The sequence below is a fragment of the Myxococcus llanfairpwllgwyngyllgogerychwyrndrobwllllantysiliogogogochensis genome (assembly GCF_006636215.1).
Taxonomy (GTDB): Bacteria; Myxococcota; Myxococcia; order Myxococcales; family Myxococcaceae; genus Myxococcus; species Myxococcus llanfairpwllgwyngyllgogerychwyrndrobwllllantysiliogogogochensis.
The window spans coordinates 25,857-44,944 of sequence record NZ_VIFM01000071.1 but is presented as its reverse complement, the minus strand read 5'-3'; the positions used below and the strand labels follow the sequence as shown (position 1 = coordinate 44,944).

General features: G+C 70.0%; 16 protein-coding genes. 9 read left to right on the top strand and 7 right to left on the bottom strand.

Features of this window, described 5'->3' with window-relative positions; genetic code table 11:
• The 4 genes from FJV41_RS19250 to FJV41_RS19235 form a co-directional block, all read left to right on the top strand.
• Nucleotides 1-1,231, top strand: a 1,231-nt coding sequence (locus tag FJV41_RS19250) for a type VI secretion system contractile sheath domain-containing protein (protein WP_141643971.1), incomplete at its 5' end; no start/stop codon positions are given.
• 94 nt (nucleotides 1,232-1,325) lie between these two features.
• Nucleotides 1,326-4,097: a serine/threonine-protein kinase gene (locus FJV41_RS19245; RefSeq protein WP_141643970.1), complete on the top strand. Its 2,772-nt coding sequence runs from the start codon at nucleotides 1,326-1,328 to the stop codon at nucleotides 4,095-4,097.
• Nucleotides 4,098-4,176: 79 nt separating this feature from the next.
• Nucleotides 4,177-5,487, top strand: a complete 1,311-nt coding sequence (locus FJV41_RS19240; RefSeq protein WP_141643977.1) for a sigma 54-interacting transcriptional regulator — start codon at nucleotides 4,177-4,179, stop codon at nucleotides 5,485-5,487.
• Between the two features lie 61 nt (nucleotides 5,488-5,548).
• Nucleotides 5,549-6,469, top strand: a complete 921-nt coding sequence (locus FJV41_RS19235; RefSeq protein WP_141643969.1) for a hypothetical protein — start codon at nucleotides 5,549-5,551, stop codon at nucleotides 6,467-6,469.
• Between the two features lie 113 nt (nucleotides 6,470-6,582).
• On the opposite strand, the gene FJV41_RS19230 is transcribed toward FJV41_RS19235, so the two are convergent.
• The 3 genes from FJV41_RS19230 to FJV41_RS19220 form a co-directional block, all read right to left on the bottom strand.
• Nucleotides 6,583-7,803, bottom strand: coding sequence for a hypothetical protein (locus FJV41_RS19230; protein ID WP_141643968.1), 1,221 nt, complete (start codon nucleotides 7,801-7,803; stop codon nucleotides 6,583-6,585).
• A gap of 37 nt (nucleotides 7,804-7,840) precedes the next feature.
• A complete protein-coding gene (locus tag FJV41_RS53750) occupies nucleotides 7,841-9,076 on the bottom strand; it encodes a glycoside hydrolase 64/thaumatin family protein (RefSeq protein WP_246137284.1) in 1,236 nt (411 codons plus the stop codon).
• A 342-nt stretch (nucleotides 9,077-9,418) separates the two neighbouring features.
• Nucleotides 9,419-9,955 (bottom strand): GNAT family N-acetyltransferase, encoded by a 537-nt coding sequence (locus FJV41_RS19220; RefSeq protein ID WP_141643967.1) that lies wholly within the window; start codon nucleotides 9,953-9,955, stop codon nucleotides 9,419-9,421.
• A gap of 285 nt (nucleotides 9,956-10,240) precedes the next feature.
• Between FJV41_RS19220 and FJV41_RS19215 the strand changes: the two genes are divergently transcribed.
• The 3 genes from FJV41_RS19215 (at nucleotide 10,241) to FJV41_RS19205 (ending at nucleotide 12,684) form a co-directional block, all read left to right on the top strand.
• Nucleotides 10,241-10,870, top strand: a complete 630-nt coding sequence (locus FJV41_RS19215) for a DUF3575 domain-containing protein (RefSeq protein ID WP_181790763.1) — start codon at nucleotides 10,241-10,243, stop codon at nucleotides 10,868-10,870.
• 102 nt (nucleotides 10,871-10,972) lie between these two features.
• Nucleotides 10,973-12,325 carry a SitA5 family polymorphic toxin gene (gene sitA5 / locus FJV41_RS19210; protein WP_246137283.1) on the top strand — a complete coding sequence of 451 codons (1,353 nt, stop codon included), beginning with the start codon at nucleotides 10,973-10,975 and terminating at the stop codon, nucleotides 12,323-12,325.
• Nucleotides 12,325-12,684, top strand: a complete 360-nt coding sequence (locus FJV41_RS19205) for a DUF2019 domain-containing protein (protein WP_141643975.1) — start codon at nucleotides 12,325-12,327, stop codon at nucleotides 12,682-12,684. The genes sitA5 and FJV41_RS19205 overlap by 1 nt, the downstream gene beginning before the upstream one ends.
• A gap of 25 nt (nucleotides 12,685-12,709) precedes the next feature.
• Here FJV41_RS19205 and FJV41_RS19200 read toward each other — a convergent pair whose 3' ends face one another.
• Complete coding sequence (locus FJV41_RS19200; RefSeq protein ID WP_141643965.1) at nucleotides 12,710-13,957, bottom strand: phospholipase D-like domain-containing protein; 1,248 nt, start codon at nucleotides 13,955-13,957, stop codon at nucleotides 12,710-12,712.
• Nucleotides 13,958-14,382: 425 nt separating this feature from the next.
• Between FJV41_RS19200 and FJV41_RS19195 the strand changes: the two genes are divergently transcribed.
• Nucleotides 14,383-14,940 carry a hypothetical protein gene (locus tag FJV41_RS19195; protein ID WP_246137282.1) on the top strand — a complete coding sequence of 186 codons (558 nt, stop codon included), beginning with the start codon at nucleotides 14,383-14,385 and terminating at the stop codon, nucleotides 14,938-14,940.
• Between the two features lie 176 nt (nucleotides 14,941-15,116).
• Entirely contained in the window at nucleotides 15,117-15,284 is a 168-nt protein-coding gene (locus FJV41_RS52360) for a hypothetical protein (RefSeq protein ID WP_174456011.1), read from the top strand.
• 91 nt (nucleotides 15,285-15,375) lie between these two features.
• Here FJV41_RS52360 and FJV41_RS19190 read toward each other — a convergent pair whose 3' ends face one another.
• The 3 genes from FJV41_RS19190 to FJV41_RS19180 form a co-directional block, all read right to left on the bottom strand.
• Entirely contained in the window at nucleotides 15,376-16,599 is a 1,224-nt protein-coding gene (locus FJV41_RS19190) for an ABC transporter permease (RefSeq protein WP_141643964.1), read from the bottom strand.
• A 12-nt stretch (nucleotides 16,600-16,611) separates the two neighbouring features.
• Complete coding sequence (locus FJV41_RS19185; protein WP_141643963.1) at nucleotides 16,612-17,838, bottom strand: ABC transporter permease; 1,227 nt, start codon at nucleotides 17,836-17,838, stop codon at nucleotides 16,612-16,614.
• Nucleotides 17,839-17,935: 97 nt separating this feature from the next.
• Entirely contained in the window at nucleotides 17,936-19,087 is a 1,152-nt protein-coding gene (locus tag FJV41_RS19180; protein WP_141643962.1) for a cysteine desulfurase family protein, read from the bottom strand.
• Nucleotide 19,088: the final 1 nt, after the last annotated feature.

The following is a 19,088-nucleotide window of genomic DNA, read 5'->3' as shown; positions in this document are numbered from 1 at the left end:
GCCCACGCCCACGCCCGATGACGTGGCCCTGATGGAGACGCTGCTCACCGCGTCCGAGCCTGGTTCGCCGGCCACCGCGTCCCGCGCCGTCGATGCGTTCTTGAAGGCCCTCAACCCGCGCGCGCCGGCTTCCGCGTCGTCGACGTCCGCCCCCGCCACCGCCGCGCGCAAGTCCGTGAGGGATTTGCTGGACGAGACGGTGCTGCGCTGCGCGACGGACGTGCTCATCGCGGAGCCCGTGGCCCGGCTGGAGTCCGCGTGGCGCGGCCTCAAGTGGCTGGTGGACCAGTGCCCCACGGCCGCGGGCATGGCGGTGGAGGTGCTGGACGTGAGCCGCGGCGACCTGCTCGGCACGCTCGAAGACGCGCTCTCCAGCGAGCCCTTCGACCGGCCCGACGCCGTCTTCGTGGTGGACACGAACGATGACGTGGCGGTGCTGGCCCGGCTGGCCGCGATGGGCGAGCGCGCGCAGTTGCCCATCGTCGTCGCCGTGGCGCCGTCGCTGTTGGGTCTGTCCCCGGACGAGCTGTCCCTGGGCCTGGAGGAGGGCCGGGAGCAGGTCTCCGAGTCGTGGACGGAGCTGCGTCAGGACGAGTCCTCGCGGTGGCTGTGCGCCGTCGTCAACCGCGTCGTCGTGGCCAGCGAGGCCCGGGCGAAGCGCGCGGCCTTCACCAGTCCCGCGCTCGCGGTGGCGGCGATGCTCGCGTCCAGCTTCCGCGACACCAGCGCCTTCGCGCGCATCTTCGGCCAGGCCGGAGGCGTGCGCGCCCCGACGACGTGGGAGATTCCCTCCGGTCGCGAGAAGGGCCTGTCCATCCCCACCGAGGTCTTCCTGCCCATCCGCGCGCAGGCGAAGCTGGAGGAGCACGGCGTGCTCGGCCTGGGCAGCGGGCGCAACGCGGACGCGGTGCTGCTGGCCGCGGCCCCCACGGTGTTCGGCGGCGGCTACGCGGTGCCCCTGCCCGCGCAGGTGCTCACCGGCCGAATCGTCCGCTTCGCGACATGGGTGAGGGACCAGCTCCCGCCCGGCTCGGGCAGCGCGGAGGTCTCCTCCATCTTCTCGCAGGCCGCGGAGGTGTTCCTCTTCCGGGGCGCCACCGAGGACGGCCAGCTCAAGGGCGAGGTCGTCTCCACCGGCAACGGCCACGGCGTCCACGTCACCGCCACCGTCCGGCCCGAGCACGCCGGCACCCGCTTCCAGCTCGCCTTCACCCTGCCGCTGCGCGCCTGAGCGTTCAGGCAGTCAGGCGGCGCTGACGCACGGCGGCGGAGAACTCGGGTTGTAGCGAGAGCTTCGCTACACTCCGCCCCGAGGTGCGCCAGACATGACGAGGAAAGACACAGGCGGGCGGGACGCGGGCACCGGGCCGGGGGAGGACCTCTCCGGGACGGGGCCCGACGAGGCACGTCGCGCCGCGCCGCCCTTCTCCCAGATTGGGCGGTATCTGCTGCTGCGGCGGCTGGGCCAGGGCGGCATGGGCGTGGTGTACGCCGCCTATGACCCGGACCTGGACCGCAAGGTGGCGCTCAAGCTGCTGCATCCGGACGGTCGCCATGACCACTCGGAGGAGGCGCGCTCCCGGCTCCTGCGCGAGGCGCAGGCCATGGCGCGCGTCTCCCACCCCAACGTCATCCCCGTCTTCGACGTGGGCATGTGGGGCGACCAGGTCTTCGTGGCCATGGAGCTGGTGGATGGCGGCACGCTGGCCTCGTGGCTGAAGGCGTCGCCGCGTTCCTGGCGCGAAATCGTGACGCGTTATGTGGAGGCGGGCCGGGGCCTGGAGGCCGCGCACGCCGCGGGGCTGGTGCACCGCGACTTCAAGCCGGCCAACGTGCTGGTGAGCCGCGCGGGCCGCGTCTACGTGACGGACTTCGGCCTCGCGCGGACGATGGGAGACCTCCCCCAGGACGAGGAGCCCCTGACCGAGGAGACGCGGGAGGCGCTGGCGTCCTCGGCCGGTCGTCGCATGTTGGAGACGACGCTCACCGAGGACGGCCTGCTGGTGGGCACGCCCAACTACATGTCCCCGGAGCAGTTCCGGGGAACGACGCTGGACGGGCGCACGGACCAGTTCAGCTTCTGCGCCGCGCTCTATGGCGCCCTCTTCGGCGCGCGCCCCTTCGAGCCCGGCAGCCTGCGGGCGTATGCCTTCTCCAGCACCAGCGTCAGCGCCGAGTCGGAGCGCACGGAGTCGCTGGGCGCGCAGCGGCCCTCGGTGGCGCCCTCCTCGCCCGCGACGATTCCGGTCCCCGCCGTGCGCGAGCCACCGCGCGACTCCAAGGTGCCCGGCTGGGTGCGCGACGCCGTGCTGCGCGGACTGTCGCTGGAGCCGGACGCGCGCTTCGCCTCCATGGCCGTGTTGCTGGAGGCGCTGTCGCAGGAGCATCGCCGGACGCTGCGGCGTCGGTGGGTAACGGCCGCCAGCGCGCTGGGCGCGACGCTCGCGCTGACGGGCGGCGCGGCGTGGCAGCAGTCGCGCGTGTGCGTGGATGCCGGGGCGCGGATGGACGACGTGTGGTCGCCCACGACACAAGCGAAGCTCTCCACCGCGTTCCAGGCCACGGGCAGGCCCTTCGCGGAAGGCATGGCCCAGAGCGTGTCACGGGCGCTCGGCGACTACGCGGACATGTGGAAGCGCCAGCGCGTGCAGGCTTGCGAGGCCACGCGCGTGCAGGGCGTCAAACCCGAGGAGCAGTTGGACCGGCAGCTCGTGTGTCTGGAGCGCCGCCGCAAGGACTTCAGCGCCACGGTGGAGCTGCTGTCGAGCGCGGACGCGGCCCTGGTGGAGAAGTCCCTGGACGCCGCGCTCGCCCTGCCCTCGTTGTGGGAATGCGAGGACACGGAGGCCCTGGCCGAGCGGCAGCGCATGCCCACGGACCCGCTGCGCCGCGCGGATATCGAACTGCTGGAGGAGAAGCTCTCCCACGTCCGCGCGCGGATGGATGCCGGCAAGCACCCGCAGGCGCTGGAGGCGGTGAAGGCGCTCGTCGCGCCGGTGGAGGCCACGGGCTATCTGCCGCTGCGCGCGGAGACGCGCTTCTTGAATGGCTGGCTGCTGGAGCAGGTGGGCGAATCACCCGAGGCCGCCAAGCTCCTGTCGAGCGCCGTGTTCGACGCGGAGGCAGGGCATGCGGACCGGCTGAAAGTCACCGCCCTCAACAAGCTGCTCTTCGTGGAGGACGGGCTGAAGCACTACGAGCCCGCGGCCCGCTGGGGCTCCCTGGCGGAGGCCACGCTGGAGCGGATGGGCGGAGACCCGGTGCTGCTGGGCGACGTGCGCGTCAACCAGGCCAACCTCGCCATCTCCCAGGACTTGTACGAGGAGGCGAAGACCCGCGTGGAGGAGGCCCGGGCCCTCTATGAGAAGTCCCTGCCCGCCGAGCACCCCAAGCGCGCGAGGACGACGTTCCTCCTCGCGCACGTGGTGCACTCGCTCGGAGACTCCGCGCGCGCGCTGGCGCTGATGGAGGACGCGCTCCAGAAGACCACGGCCGCCATGGGCCCCCAGCACCCGGACGTGGCCCGGCGCCATGGCCTCTTGTCCATGACGCTGCGCGAACTGAAGCAGGACGCCCAGGCGCTGCCACATGCCCAGGCCGTGGCGGACATCTTCCAGGCCATCTACGGCGCGGACAGCCCGAAGTTCGCGGAGGCGCTCGACGAGGTGGGCATGTGCCAGCTCGGCATGGGCCGCTTCGAGGACGCGCTGAAGACGTATGAGCGTTCGCTCGCGCTCAAGCGCAAGACACTGCCCGCGGACGACGAGAAGCTCCAGCCGTCCTACGACGGCGTGGGGCAGGCCCTGCTGGGCCTGGGCCGCGTGGGTGAGTCGGTGGAGCCCCTGCGTCTGGCGGTGACGTTCGCCTCCGCGCCGCCGGATGCGCTGGCGGAGTCCGGCTTCGCGCTGGCGAAGGCCCTGGTCCAGTCGGGCCAGTCCCCGGAGGCACGGGGCGAGGCCGCGCGCGCCCGGGGCTGGTTCACGGAAGCGGGCCTGGACGCGCGCGTGGGGGACGTGGACACCTTCCTCGCGGCCCTACCCGCGCCCGCACCCGTGAAGCCCGCCCGTGTGAAGCCTGCTCGCCCTCGCGGGAAATGAGGCACGCGACTGACGGGTGGCGGCCTTTCCGGGCCGTGCTACCGTCCATGGGGTGTCAGTGCCGCCGGATGACGACGAGATGAACCTGGATGCCACGGCCACGTTGACGCGGGGCCGGGCCGGCCAGGTGAAGATGGTGCTCAAGGTCCTCTCGGGCCCTGACTCCGGCAAGGTGCATCCGCTCAAGCAGGGCGTGTACACCGTGGGCAAGGCCCCCACGTGCGACATCGTCCTGGATGACAAGGCCGTGTCGCGCCAGCACCTCCGCCTGGAGGTGCATGACGAGCACGTGGTGGCCACGGACCTGGACTCGCACAACGGCTCCTTCTGCGAGCGGCTGCGCTTCACGTCCCTGGAGCTGCGCCCCGGCATCGTCATCACCCTGGGCACCACCGAGCTGAAGCTGATTCCGGAGGACACCCGCGAGCGCTCGGTGCTGCTGTCCTCGAAGGACCGCTTCGGCGCGCTGGTGGGCAACAGCCGGAAGATGCGCGAGGCCTTCACCCTGCTGGAGCGGCTCGCCCCCGGCGGCGCGGACGTGCTCATCCAGGGCGAGACGGGCACGGGCAAGGACTTGTGCGCGGAGGCCATCCACCAGCAGAGCCCGCGCAAGAAGGGCCCCTTCGTCATCGTGGACCTGGCGGGCGTGCCGCCCACGCTCATCGAGAGCGAGCTGTTCGGCCACGTGAAGGGCGCCTTCACCAGCGCGCAGGGAGACCGCGCGGGCGCCTTCGAGCGCGCGCAGAATGGCACCGTCTTCCTGGACGAAGTGGGCGAGCTGCCGCTGGAGCTTCAGCCTCGCCTGTTGCGCGTGCTGGAGCGCCGGCAGGTCAAGCGCGTGGGCGCCAACGACTACCAGACGGTGAACATGCGCGTGGTGGCCGCCACGCACGTGAATCTGGAGCAGGCGGTGACGCAGGGGAAGTTCCGCCGGGACTTGTTCCACCGGCTCGCCGTGCTGCGCGTGAGCCTGCCGCCCCTGCGCGAGCGCCCGGAGGACATCCCGGTGCTCATCGACCACATGCTCCAGACGACGGGCCGTCCGCCCAGCGCGCTGTCGGACCAGACGCGCGCGCTGCTCGCCCAGTACCCCTGGCCCGGCAACGTGCGCGAGCTGCGCAACGTGGTGGAGCAGGTGATGAACCTGGGCGAGGAGGCCCTGCCGGATTTGGAGTCCTCCAGCGAGGGGAGCACCAAGGTCGAGCTGGACCTGCCCTTCAAGGAGGCCAAGGAGCGGCTCATCGAGGGGTTCGAGCGCGACTACCTGAAGAACCTCCTGGAGCGCTGCGAGGGCAATATCTCCCGCGCTTCCCGCGAGGCGGACATCGACCGTGTCTACTTGAAGAAACTGCTGCGCAAACACGAGCTGGATGCGGGGCGGGAGACTTAACGCCCGGCCGGTTTCCGGGTAGGTTGGCCTTCCACGCTCTCCCTGTGCCCAGGAGCCCCCCGTGAGTGTCACCCTGCCCCCGAACCTGGCGAGGACCCCCGTCGAGCAGTCGCGCACCGGAGTCGTGCGCGTGCCCGTCGCCGGCCCCTCGGCGGAGACAGAGACGCAGCCCGCCGCCCCCGTCGCGAAGCTGGAAGAGCAGCCCGCTGACGCGTACGGCGCGCAGGAAGCCTCCCGGCAGGCCTGGTCCCAGCGCTTCACCGCTCCCACCGCCGCGGGCGAGGTTTCCCCCGCCACGGCCCGGATTGTCAGCTGCGTGAAGGACATGGCCGAGGCCGCGCCGGCGCTGGGTGGCTGGGATGATGACAAGGACCCGTCGGTCCTGGAGCAGACCAAGGACGTCAACTGCGGCTCCGCGGTGGCGGTGATGCTGGGCAAGGCGAAGGGCACCGGGACGACGGCCGCCGCGTCGGACCAGCAGACCATGGACGCCCTGGAGTCGCGCTTCACCGACGGCAACGGGACGACGGCGCACGAGCTGTCGAACATGATTGCCCACGAGGGCGCGCAGGTGACGCAGAGCGCCTCCACGTTCGACCGGGGGCTGATGGACGAGGCCCTGAAGCGCGACGGCAAGGCCGCCGTGCTGGTGGACTCCAACAAGGTGGACCCGTCGCTGAAGGACGCCGGCAAGGGCCGCGCGCACTGGGTCACCGTGGATGGCAAGGACGACCAGGGCAAGTACAAGGTGAAGGACCCTGGCACCGGCAAGACGGTCTCCCTGGATGCGGGCGAGCTGGAAGACGCGGTGGGCACCAGCTGGCGCGAGCACCAGGGCGGCGGAATGCTCGTCATCGACAAGGCCGAGGGCACCACCGAAGCGCAGCGCGCGGAGCAGGGTGGCCACAAGGTCGCGGCGCTCGGCAACACCGAGGGCGGTGGCTCCCGGTCCAAGTCGAACTTCGCCCGCGAATCCTCCTGACGGAGAGGTCGCGAGCGGAGGCCGAGACGCTGTTCACCTCCGCGCGGTTCGACCCGGTGGCGGACCTGGCGCTGCGTCCCTCGTCGTTCCGCGCCTGAGCGCGAGAGTCGACTTCAGACGTGGAGCATCGCCACGGCCTGGAGGCGCAGGAGCTGTTTCGCCAGCTCCTGCACGCGCTCCACTTCCGCGTCACCCAGCGGCTTGCGCAGCGCGTTCTTGAGGTCCGTGGCGGCGCGCAAGAGGAACTGCCGCACCTGCGCGTTGCCGAGCATCGGGTTGAGGCGGCGCAGGTGGCCCACCAGCGCGCCGAGCTGCGTCAGCGTCAGCCCGGCGACCATGACCTGCGTCGCGGTGCCCTCCTCGGGAGACAGCGCGACGGCGAGCTGCAGCGGCGACAGCAGGAGCGAGCGGGTGAACTCCGGCTCGCAGGGGAGCTGGAGGCGGGCGCACTCGGCCGCGAGCGGTCCGGTGTCGTGGCCGGAGATGACGGGCTGGATTCGCGCGGCCTCGTAGCGGGTCAGCACCTCTTCGTAGCGCGCGCGGGCCTGCTTGCCAGAAGGTGAGCGCTGGAACTCGTCGAAGGCCGCGTGGATTTCCTGGCGGAGCGTCTGGAGCAGCAGCGCGTCGTCGGCGGTGACGGGCAAGCCGAGCGACTGGGCCAGGAAGTTCCGGTCATCGGACTGGACGCTGACGAGCCTCCAGAACTCGTACGTGACGGAGCTCTCGCTGAGGACCACCGGGAGGGTGACGACGCCCTGGCGGCCGGGGTTCTCCAGGAACGTGGCCAGCTTCTGTTCGACCTCGGTGAGTCCTCGGACCAGCCGTTCCAGCACGGCACCGCGGAGCATGGCGCGGCCTTCGAGCGCGCCGCGTGCGTCCTCTCGGGTTCCCTCTTCCGCGACGTCGCGCTCTCGCGGGGACTCGGTGGGGACGGCAGGGGCCTGACGCGCGAGCTTCTCTTCCGGGAGTCGCGGTGCCTGTGAGGGATTCGGAAGGTTGGGCGCGGAGGGGGTGGTGCCTCGGGTGGTGCCGGGTGCCAGCCCTTCCGGAGTCCCTCGAGGAGAACCCCCGGCCAGTCCCTCCGCGGAGCCGCGCTGGGTGCCGGACTCCATCCCGTCACGATGGACGCCACCCTGAGCGCTGTCCTTGTCGCCCTCGGTGGGGCGGGCGCCGGCGCGTCCTCCGGTGGCAGGCTTCCCGGTGGGTCCCTTCGCGGCGGGCTTGTTCGAGGACCTGGCTTCAGCGGGCTTGGACTGCTCGCGAGCGGCCTCTTCCCTGGCCTGCCGGGCGGGGACCCCGGGTCGGGGGACATTCTGGGGCCAGCGGACACTCATGAGGGCGAGGGGGCCGACGCGGGGGCGTCGAGGTGGCTCAGGTCAGGTTCTTCAGGTGGACGACGAGGTTGCTGTCACCACTTCCCAGCGTGCTCGCGTCGTCCTTGGGGATGACGTAGCCCTGGTCCGCGCCGACGTGCTTGCGGAAGAAGTCTACCACCGACGAGTCCTGCACATCCGAGGTGGTGGTCTTCTTGATGCCGTACGCGGAGCCGTCCGGGCCCTTGGCCTTCACGGCGTCGGGGGCGGAGGAGAGCAGGTTGTCGAGGGTTCCCGACTTCCGGCCACCGCTCTCCGGCTGCATCGTCATGGCGGTGTTGTGGCCCTCGATGTAGCTGACGTCGTAGTAGGTCTGACCCATTCCGCCGTTGAACTTCACCTCACCGAGCGTGGCGTTCTTGCCGTCACCGGCGTCGCTGCGGAAGTTGCCGGACCAGCCCTCGGGGAACTTCACGGTGCGGCTCTCGCCGGGCTGGAGGGTGACGGAGTCGACGGCCTTCTCGCCCGCGTTGGGGGTGAAGTTCACTGTCATCGGCTTGTCGCCGTCGTTGTTGAGCGTGAGCGTGTTGCCGTCCTTCTTCACTCCGTTGGGCTGCGCGGCCTTCTGGCTCGCGTCGACCGGCGTGGCGCCCGCGGCGGGCTGCTCTGTGGGCGTGCTGGCGAGGGCCTTCTGCTGGGGGACGGGCGCGCCCGGCATCGGGGGCAGCATGCTGTCCGGAATGCCCGTCTCCGCGCCCAGGCCGGGCACGCCGCCGAACTGCGAGCCCTCACCACCGAGGTCAGGCACACCGCCGAACTGCGAGCCCTCACCACCGAGGTCCGGCACGCCGCCGAACTGCGCGCCCTCACCACCGAGGTCCGGGATGCCGCCGAAGGAATCGAGCCCGGCCGGCTGAGCGCCCGCGACAGCCTGATCCGCCAGCCCGCCCATGCGCGGCGCGCCCTCACCCATCGAGCCAGGGTTGCGCACTCCGCCCACCCGGCCCAGGGGAGCGGAGTCGCCGAGCTTGCCCGGGCCGCCCTTGTCGCCACCGAGCGCCTGCGCCAGCTCGCCCAGGGACTGCACCTGCGCGGCGAGCATCTTCACGAGCTGCTGGAGACCCTCGGCGCTCTTGAGGCCACCCGAAGACTCGAAGCCATCCTTCTGGAAGAGCGACTGGACCGAGGACTCCTTCGTGCGCGGGGGAATCGCCTGCGACGACAGCTCCGTGCGGGCGGGGAGCGAAGGAGCGGAGAGGGAACCAACGGGGCGGGAGATGGGGGAGAGCGCCATGACGATGTTCCTCGGGGGATGGGTGGCGAAGGGACCGGGTGAGGTCAGCCGATGCAGGACCCTTGAGCACATGGTGTGCCAGGGTCTCCACGCAGGGCCTCGTGGGCCAAGCCCCTGGAAACACGGAGGAAGCACAAGACGCCAAGCCCGAAACAGGGGCGGGCCTGATGACAGACGTCGGGGGGCTGATGACCGTGGTCATCAGGGCGGCGACTCAACGGGGCTCGGGGGAATGCGCTCCAGCAGTGAGCGCGGCACGAGACCCGAATCGATACAGCGAGGAGCAGGCTCCCTTGGGCGCGAAGTAGCGAGCGCGCGGCTCCGAGCCCGAAGGTGCGCTCGCTAGTGCGTGGTCTCCTTGAAGCGCATCACATACGCCTCCAGGTACACGCTGGGCAGGTCGAGGTCGCCCGAGGGCTCACGCAGATAACCACGGGCCATGTACATGCGAACAACCCCGGTCGCGCCGCGACGGACATGCAGGCACACGGCGTCGACATCCCAGCGTCGAGCCATCGCCTCGGCGGAGTCGAGCAGGAGCTGAGCCAGCCCGGAGCCATGGAACTTCACGGCGGTGGCCAGTCCTCGCAGGTCCACGGCGCGAGGCAGCCAGGCTTCGGAGCCAGGAGCATCCGGGGGAAAGAGGGCCACGGTGCCCACGATTTCGCCCTCCACTTCGGCCACCAGCAATGTGGCGATCTTCCGACGGGCGGCCACGTCCCGCAGCTCCCGCTTTCGCTCGTCGGTGTAGACGACGTCGGGGAGCTTCTTCGCGTACTGCGAGGTGAAGGCTTCAATCAACAAGTCACCCACCGCCACGTCATCCTCGGGCCGTGCCTCGCGGATGACGGCCCTACCCACCAAGTCCCGGATGCTCATGCGAGCAGCCATTACCACGCGCACGTGTGACGTGCCTCCGCCCCGCGTCCCGCCCCAGGCCGCCCCTTAAGCGGAGGTTGGGGCGCACGTGAGCGAGTCATGCGACACCGACGACGCGGCTTCACGCTGAGCGAAGACTCGGGTGGGGCCGTGCCTGCCACCGGGCCAGCGCGGCAGGGCGAGGAGGCTTTCGCGCTTGTGCAGAGCGCTGCGCAATCCGCGCACCCCCGGTGTTGTCATCTCGCGCGGTTGCATCCGGCACACCGCTTGCCTTGGGGCGGCGCCATGATTTTCCACACCCGTCGACTCGTCATCCTCACGGTGCTCTTCGTCATCCCGGGCCAGGCCTTCGCCCAGGAGAACGACACCTCCGGTCAGTCCCTGCTCATCGAAGACACGAGACAGGACACCGCGTCGTGGGGCACGGCGCTCCACTTCGGTCTTCACGGCCACTCCTTCGAAATGGACGAAGGCCCCACGCGGACGCCCGTGTTCATGGTGAACATGGAGCAGCAGTTGCAGCCGGCCTTGACGGTGTTCGGCGGCACGCACCTGGGGCTGGACATCAACGCCGTGGGCCTTCAGCTCGGCAGCCGCATCTACTTCAGCCAGCAGTCCTTCCTGGGTGTCTTCGTGTCGGCGCAGGCGAGCCACACCCTCTTCGACCTGGACGAAAACACGGAGGGGACCCGCACCTCGCTGAGTGGACTCGTGGGCTACGCCCATCCATTCGGGGACCGGTGGCACTTGTCGGTCAGCGCGGGAGCGCAGACCACGCATACCCGGACGGAGACCACGCGCGAGGTCACCCGCTGCTTCCTGATGATCTGCGAGACCACGGACGTGCTGGAGAAAGTCGAGGAGCAGGAGGCAGTGGAGCCCCTCGTCCAGATGGCGGCCACCTTCCGCTTCTGACCGGGGAGCACTCGCGCGCGCCGCGTCGCGACTTCCATTGACTCCTGAGCACGCAGGCCCCTGTGCTCTCCCTTTTCGAAGTTTGAACCGGGAGGGCACCACGTGACACCCAGGTCCTGGGTTCCCCTGTTGCTGATGTTGTCGGTGGGATGCGGCGGCACCACGCGCTCGGTTCGACTGCAACTCGAGCGGCACGAGTCCGTCGTCCTCATCCCACCCAACAGCCACAGTCAGCCGCTGGAAATCGATGGCGACGACTTCGAGGAAGCCCTCGAAGAACTTGCCAGGGCCGCGCGTCCCTCCGCTCGTCCGCAGGAAGCCGCCCAGCGACTGTTCGACGTCAGTGCGCGCAGTGGCTCATACCTGTTCGAACCACGCGGCCATCGCGTCACTCCCCTCGGGCCGGGCGAACACCTGGATGACGAACCATCAACGGCGGAGCAGGAGCTGACCCGCGCCTACCTTCGCTGGTGCGAGCGCACCCACGGAGCAGGTGACTGCCTGAGGCTTCTCGGAGAGCGCGCGACCCTGACGGGGGACAGCCGCTACGCCCTGTCGATGGCCCTGGCCCAAGGCGTGGTGCTCGACGAGATGATGGATGCGTTCCAGGGAATGGCCGACCCCCAGGCCCTGATGACAGCAGCTCTCTGGACGTGGACGACCTACATGATTCTGCTCGCGGTGCCCGAGCCCCTGTCGAAGGGGCTCGCCGCCGTGATGACCGCCACGCTCATCGCCTATGTGGGCATCGACACCTTCTGGAGTCTCATCGAGGGCTTCAAGGCGATGGTGGAGGCGGCTGACCAGGCCACCACGTTTGATGGACTTCGCGAGGCGGGAGAACGCTATGGCAAGGTCCTGGGCCGAAACGCGGCACGCGCGTTCGCCTTGCTGGCTACGGCCGCCATCGGAAACACCGCGGCGGGACTTGCGACCCGGGTACCGAGACTTCCCGGCGTCATGCAGGCGGCGGTCCGGGCAGAGTCCCAGTTGGGCATCCAGTTGATGGCGGTCGGTGGCGTGGAAGCCGTGGCAGTGAGTGCGCAGACAGTCACCATCGCGCTCGCGCCCGGCGCCGTGGCCATGGCGGCCAGCCACCCGAGCGGTAGCGCCACGGCGAGGGCTCGCCCCAGTGGGTACAAATCCTGGGGGTCGTTCAGTGGCTTCAAGAAGGCGATGGGCCCAGCGGGGAACAACCAGGAGTGGCATCACATCGTCGAGCAGACGCCGGACAACGTGCGGCGGTTTGGACCCCATGCACTTCACAACACCGAGAACGTCGTGCCCTTGGACAAGGGGCTGCATACTCGCGTCAGCGCGTTCTTCTCGTCGATTCGCCGCGACATCACGGGCTCGCCATTGACCGTGCGGCAGTGGTTGAAGACGCGGTCACTCGAGTTCCAGCGAGACTTCGGCTTGACGGCCATCGAGAACATCGGGAAAGGGCGCTGGTGATGAACGTGGAGGAACTCGTCGAGCAGTTCGCCGAAAGCGTGGCCGCGCAGACCGAGGCCATCATGCGCGGCGATGCCAGGACCGGAAACAAGCACGCCAGGAAGTACGGTGCAGCCGTCGACAAGCTCCTGGCTCACGGGAATGCCGGTCGGGATGCCCTCTCGGCCCTGCTCGCGCATGAGCGGATGGATGTGCGAGTCATGGCCGCCGCCCATCTGCTCCGCTATCGAACAGCCGAGGCCAAAGCGGTTCTCGAAGAGGCCGCGCGAGGGGAGGGACTGATTCCCTTCGGTGCGCAGCAGGCGTTGAAACGCTGGGAGGAAGGGACCTGGGCGCTGGACCCGGAGCCCTCCTCATGAGCCCTCCCCGCGTCACAGGGTACGCTCAGAGATAGTCGCCGATGAACCCGGGGAGTTGTTCGCCCAGGCGCTGCAGCAGGCCGCGGCGGCGCCACCCATCCCAGTGAATCTCCCGCGAGTGGCGCAGGTCCTTCTCGAACGCGGCGGCGAGCCGTGCCGCCAGCGCCTCGTCCTCCACCACCAGCGAGCACTCGTCCGACGTACTCAGCGCCAGCGGGTCCAGGTTCGTCGAGCCCACCACGGACAGGTCCTCGTCCACGAGCATCGTCTTCGAGTGCATCATCGACAGCTCGTACTCCCAGATGCGAACGCCGCCCTCCAGGAGCCGCGCATACGTCGCGCGCTGCGCCGCGTGCACGGGCGCGATGTCGTGATGACGCCCGGGCACGACCACGCGCACGTCCACGCCCTGCTTCACCTTCTCCAGCAGCATGTCGCTGATGGCCTCGGACGGAATGAAGTACGAGTTGGCGATCCACAGCCGCCGCCGCGCCGCGGCGATGGTGAGCAACGTCATCCGCCGCGCGTCGGAGAGGAACCGGTTCTGCGTGCTCGCGACGAAGCCCGCGCGAGCCCCACCGCGCACGGCGAGCTCCGGAAACGCCTCCACCGGAAGGAAGTCCCCACCCGCCTCCTGCCAGTTCTGGGCGAAGGCCACCTGCATGTCCCGCACGACAGGCCCTTCGACACGCACGCTCATGTCCCGCCAGAACTCCTCCCCCTCCGCATCACCGAGCCAGCTCTTCCAGATGCCAAAGCCCCCGGTGATACCCACCTCGCCATCACGCACCACCAGCTTGCGGTGCATGCGCGTCTTGATGCGCGCCGCATCGAGTGACGGCAGTGCCCCCTGCATCGGCCGGAAGACGCGCACCTCGCAGCCCGCGTTCGACAGCTCCATCCCCACGGGCTCGAAGTTGACGCTGCCCAGCGGGTCCACCAGCACGCGACACGCCACGCCGGGATGCCGCTCGCGAATCGCGCGCACCAACTGCTCCGACGGCTCTCCCGGGCGCCAGATGTAGCTGGCGATGTGGATGCTGGAGCGCGCGGCGCGAATCTCCGCTTCGAGCACGTCGAACACGTGCCCGTTCTCCACCAACTCCACGCCATGCCCGGGGGCCAGCGGAACACCGAGCGATTGGAAGAACGCGAGCGAGCGCGTCTCTCCCGCTCCAGTGGGCAGAGAGCGCAGCCGGAGGTCATGCCGATGGTTCGGAGCAGGGCACCCGGCGACGAGCAACGCGAAGAGCACGGAGCAGGCCAGCTTCACCGTCCGAAGCTAGTGGCTCCCCGCCCGGTCGGCACCTGCCAACGGACACACCCCGGGCCGTCCAGCCGCCAACACCTCGGGACGAGCACAGTGTGCGACGCAGGGCACTCGGGCCAGGTGCCCGGTGGAGCCAGGTCCCGCGAGTGAGCACCCTCCTCGTCCGCACCCGGCCCGCGAGCCCCATGCCAAGACCGCCTCCGAGAGCACGTTTCCTCCTGAGCACCTGGCTCCTCGCGCTCCTGCTCGGCCCCCCCTCCGCGTCCGCGTCACCAGGCCACTTCGCCGCGGACGCACCGCTGCGGCGAACGGATCCGCGCGATACGAACGCCGAGGGGCCACGCGCGCCGCACGACCCACGAAGCGCCCTCTCCCTCCGCGACGACACCACCTCCGCGGCAAGCCCCGACGGAACGCGCCTGCCCGGGATGAGCGGTGTCCCCGTCCCCTCGGCCCCGGAAGACCTCCCGCTGTCCACGGGCGCATGGGTGGCCCACGGAGGACTGGCCCTGCTGCCACTCGGTGGCGTGTGGGGCGCGACGCGCGTCGGCGGTGACACGCGCCTGGGCGCCACCACGGCGGAGACCGCCGCTGGAATGCTCGCGGGCTACCTGCCCTCACGCCTGCTCTTCCTCCGACCCACCACGCCGGGAGGAGGACGCTGGGCGGACCTGGAAGTCGCCGCATTCGGCGGAGGACTCCTGTTCACCCCGCCCCTCGCCGCGCTCGGAACCTGGGGAATGGGCGAGCTCGCCTTCGGACGCAGCCAGGACCAGACCGACGCCTACCTCGGAGCACTCGGCGGTGCGGCCGCGGGCACCCTGCTCGCCGCCGCTGTCGACGGCCTGCTGTCCAAGCTGGCCGAGCCCAGCACCCGCCTCAAGAGCGCACGCGCCCTCATCGGCCTCGCCCTCATCGGCTCGGGTGCGACCCTCGGCTACCAATGGGCCGGCGGTGGGCCTCGCTCCAACCAACACACTCGATAGTTACAAGCGCGCCACACCAACGCTTTGAGCAGCGATGTCTCACCGGCTCGCTGCGTGCGAGTCTTTCCGGCAAAGCCACACGCCCAGAGCTATTCTTGATTTCTTAGTTGTTATCAATTGCGTTCAATACCATGCTTGCCGGGCCGTACAGACACGCAGTCTGGAGACACACCCCCATGTCGGCTCTCAAGAACCTCCGTGTTGCTGCCGCCCTCACCGCGCTCGTCGCGGTCTTTGGTGTGACCACCGGTTTCACGACCGAGGCCCCCAAGTCCGAGTGCGCTCCGTTCTGTTACAAGCACCCCATCACCGGCCAGCTCATCTGCACCGGCCCCTGCCCGTAATTCCCGGGGTCTAGACGTTCAAAGGGGCCCTGTCCGCTGTACGCGGGCGGGGCCCCTTTTCGTGGGACACGGCGGGATTGCAGGTGGCGCATTACTCCGTGCGCATCGCCTCCACGGGGTCCAGCTTCGCGGCGCGAGCGGCCGGATAGATTCCGAACCCCAGCCCCACACCGCTGCTCATCGCCAGGGCCACGCCCACCGCCCAGCCCGGCACCTCGGTGGGCAGGCCGAGCACCCAGCGCGCCAGGTGCGCCAGCCCCACACCCAGGGCCACCCCCAGCACTCCGCCGGTCAGCGACAGCACCACCGCCTCCGTGGCGAACTGCGCGAGGATGCGCCGCTTCTTCGCGCCCAGCGCCTTGCGGATTCCAATCTCCCGGGTCCGCTCCGTCACCGCCACCAACATGATGTTCAGGATGCCAATGCCGCCCACCAGGAGCGACAGCAGGCACACGCCGAAGCTGGCTACGGAAATCACCTGGGAGATGTTGTTGAACATCTCCGTGGAGCTCTCGTTGGAGAACACGAAGAAGTCGTCCGCCTCCAGCGGCTTCAGCCCGTGACGCCGCCGCATCAGCACCGTCACCTCGTCCTGCGCCCGCTTCAGCACCTCCGCCGAGTGCGCCTGCACACTCACCCGGAAGTTGTTCAGGCCGTACAGCGGACGGAACGCCGTCAGCGGCATCATCACCGTGTTGTCCTGGCCGCCACCGCCCAGGAAGCTGCCCTTGCGCTTCGTCGTCCCCACCACCGTGAAGTTGCGGCCCTGCAGGCGGAACGTCTGCCCCAACGGCTCCATCCCCGGCCACAGCGTGTCCGCCAAATCCGGCCCGATGACCGCGACGCGCCGGCCATCCAGGTACTCGGTGTCCGTGAAGGCGCGGCCCGTGGCCACCACCACGGAGTTCGTCTGGAAGTACTCTGGCGTCCCGGACCACACGCCGATGTTGGCGCGCGTCTCGCGCTGCTGCGTGGACAGCTTCTGTCCCCCCTTGGAGTCCTCCCCCGCCGCCGTCAGCACAGAGGGCAGCTCGCGGATGGCGTCCAGGTCCTCGAAGGTGAAGCGGGGCCGGCGCGACAGCTCCGCCAGGGACAGGTTGCCCGCGCCGAAGGGCAGCCGCTGCACCTGGAAGCAGTTGGCGCCCAGCTCGGACAGGTTCTCGTTCACCTGGTTCCGCAGGCCCTCGATGAGCCCCATCATCGCCACCACCGTGGTGGCGCCGATGACGATGCCCAAGAGCGTCAGGAAGGAGCGCAGCGGGTTGGAGACGAACGTCCCGAACGCCAGCCGCAACGTGTCCAGCAACGCCATCATCGCGGTGTCTCCTCAGTCATGGCGGAGCGCTTCCACGGGGTCCAGGTTCGCCGCGCGCGCCGCGGGCCAGATGCCGAACAGCAGGCCCACCGTGGCGGCGAAGCCCACGCCCGCCACCACCGTCAGCGGCTCCACCGCCGCCGCCAGCGGCGTGATGAACGACACCGTCTTCGCCAGCCCCAGCCCCACCAGCGTCCCCAGGGTGCCGCCCACGGCGGACACGCTGGAGGCCTCCAGCAGGAACTGGATGATGATGGTGCGCTTCTTCGCCCCCAGCGCGCGGCGCACGCCAATCTCCCGCGTCCGCTCGCGCACCGACACCAGCATGATGTTCATGATGCCGATGCCACCCACCAGCAGGGTGATGAGCCCCACGCCCGTCGCCGCGCCATACAGCGCACCGGTGAGCTTGGCGTACATGTTGGCGAGCTGCTCGGGCCGGTTGATGGCGAAGTCGTCCTTCACCCCGGGCGGCGTCCCGCGTGCGCGGCGCAGCGCCGCGGTCATATGGTCCACCACGTCGAGCGTGTTTTCGGGCGAGTCCACCGACACCATGATGTTGGGCGAGTTGCGCTTGCCGAAGTGCTCCTGGAAGGTGCGGTACGGAATCAGCACCGTCATGTCCTGATTCTCACCGAGCACGGTGCCCTTGGGCTCCAGCGTGCCCACCACGCGGTAGGGCCTGCCCGCCAGGAGGATGCGGTGGCCCACGGGGTCCAGCCCGGGGAACAGCGTGCGCGTCAGCTCCGCGCCGATGACGACCACCGGCGAGCGCGTGTTCACATCCGCGTCGGTGAGGAAGCGCCCCTTGTCCACGGTGTAGGAGGAGATGATGGAGTAGTCCGCCGTGGTGCCCGCGGCCAGCACGCCCGTCATGCGCCGGTCCAGGAAGCGCACCTCCGCCCTGTCGTAGAAGATGGGCGCCGCCGCCACCACGTGCTCCGAGGACTGGAGGATGGCGGGTATCATGTCCACGGTCAGGTTCTTCCGGTTGCGGTACTCCCACCAGTCACCGCCCATGGCCCAGGGGAACTTGGACACCTGGATGGTGTTGGCGCCGATTTGCGCGAGCTGGTCCGCGAAGGACTGGTTGATGCCCTGGATGATGCCGACGATGGCCAGCAGCGTGCAGACACCCACGCCAATCCCCACCGTCGTCAGCACCGTTCGCAGGCGGTTGGCTCGCAGCGAAAACAGCGCGATGCGCCCGCCCTCCCACACGTCGACCCTGATGCTCACGTGAAACACCCTCTCGCGTCGGCGGTGGCGCCGCACCGGCGGCACGCTCCGGTACCACGCCCTACGCCGGAAGCGGGGCGATGATTGCACGGAGATTTCAGCCCGCCACCTGTCTCCACCCGCGCGCCAGTACAACCACCGCCCGATCCACTTCTTCCGGGGAAGTGTCGGGCCCCAGGGAAAGGCGCACCGCGCCCAGGGCGTCCGCTTCCGGGATTCCCATCGCCCGCAGGACGGGCGAGGCGGACTCACCCCCATCGTGACACGCCGACCCCGTCGACGCGGCCACCTCCGGCGTCGCCGCCAGCACCGCTCCACCCCGCACCCCTGGGAAGCGCACATGGAGCGTGTTGGGCAGCCGCTCGGCCCCCTGCCCGCTCAAGGTGACGCCCGGCACCGCCTCGCGAAGCCCCGCCCACAACCGCTCCCGCAGGGCCCCGAGCGCCGCGCTCCCACCCCGCGCCAGCCGCCTGCCCGCCAGCTCACATGCGACGCCCAGCCCCACCGCGTACGGCACGTTCTGGGTCCCCGGCCGCAGCCCGCGCTCCTGGCCTCCGCCGAGCGTCACCGCGCGCAGCGGCGTGCCCTCGCGCACGTACAGCGCGCCCACGCCCTTGGGGGCTCGCAGCTTGTGACCCACCAGCGTGAGCAGGTCCACGCCGAGCGCATTCACGTCCACCGGCACCTTCCCCACCGACTGCGCCGCGTCCGTGTGCACGGTGGCGCCGTGACGGTGGGCCCGCGCGGCGACATCCGCCACCGGCTGCAACACGCCCGTTTCGTTATTGGCATGCATCAGTGACACGAGTGCGGTTTCCGCGCCCTCGGCGTCGAGCGCGCGCTCGGCTTCCTCCACGCGCACGCGGCCCTCGGCGTCCACCGGCAGCCACGTCACGCGCCAGCCGCGCCACTCCAGCGCGTCGCAGGGCAGCGTCGTGGCGGGGTGTTCGATGGTGGAGGTGAGCAGGTGGCGCCGCTCCGCGCGAGCCTCGGCGGTGCCCCGGATGGCCAGGTTGTTGGCCTCCGTGCCGCCGGAGGTGAAGAGGATTTCGGAGGGCTTCGCGCCGATGAGCGCGGCCACCTGCGCGCGCGCCATCTCCAGTGCCTCATGGGCGCGGCGTCCGTACGGGTGCGCGCTGGACGGGTTGCCGAAGTGCTCGCGGAGGTACGGCAGCATGGCGTCCACCACCTCCGGGTCCACGGGGGTGGTGGCGTTGTGGTCCAGGTACAACGGGCGCTCGGGGCTCATG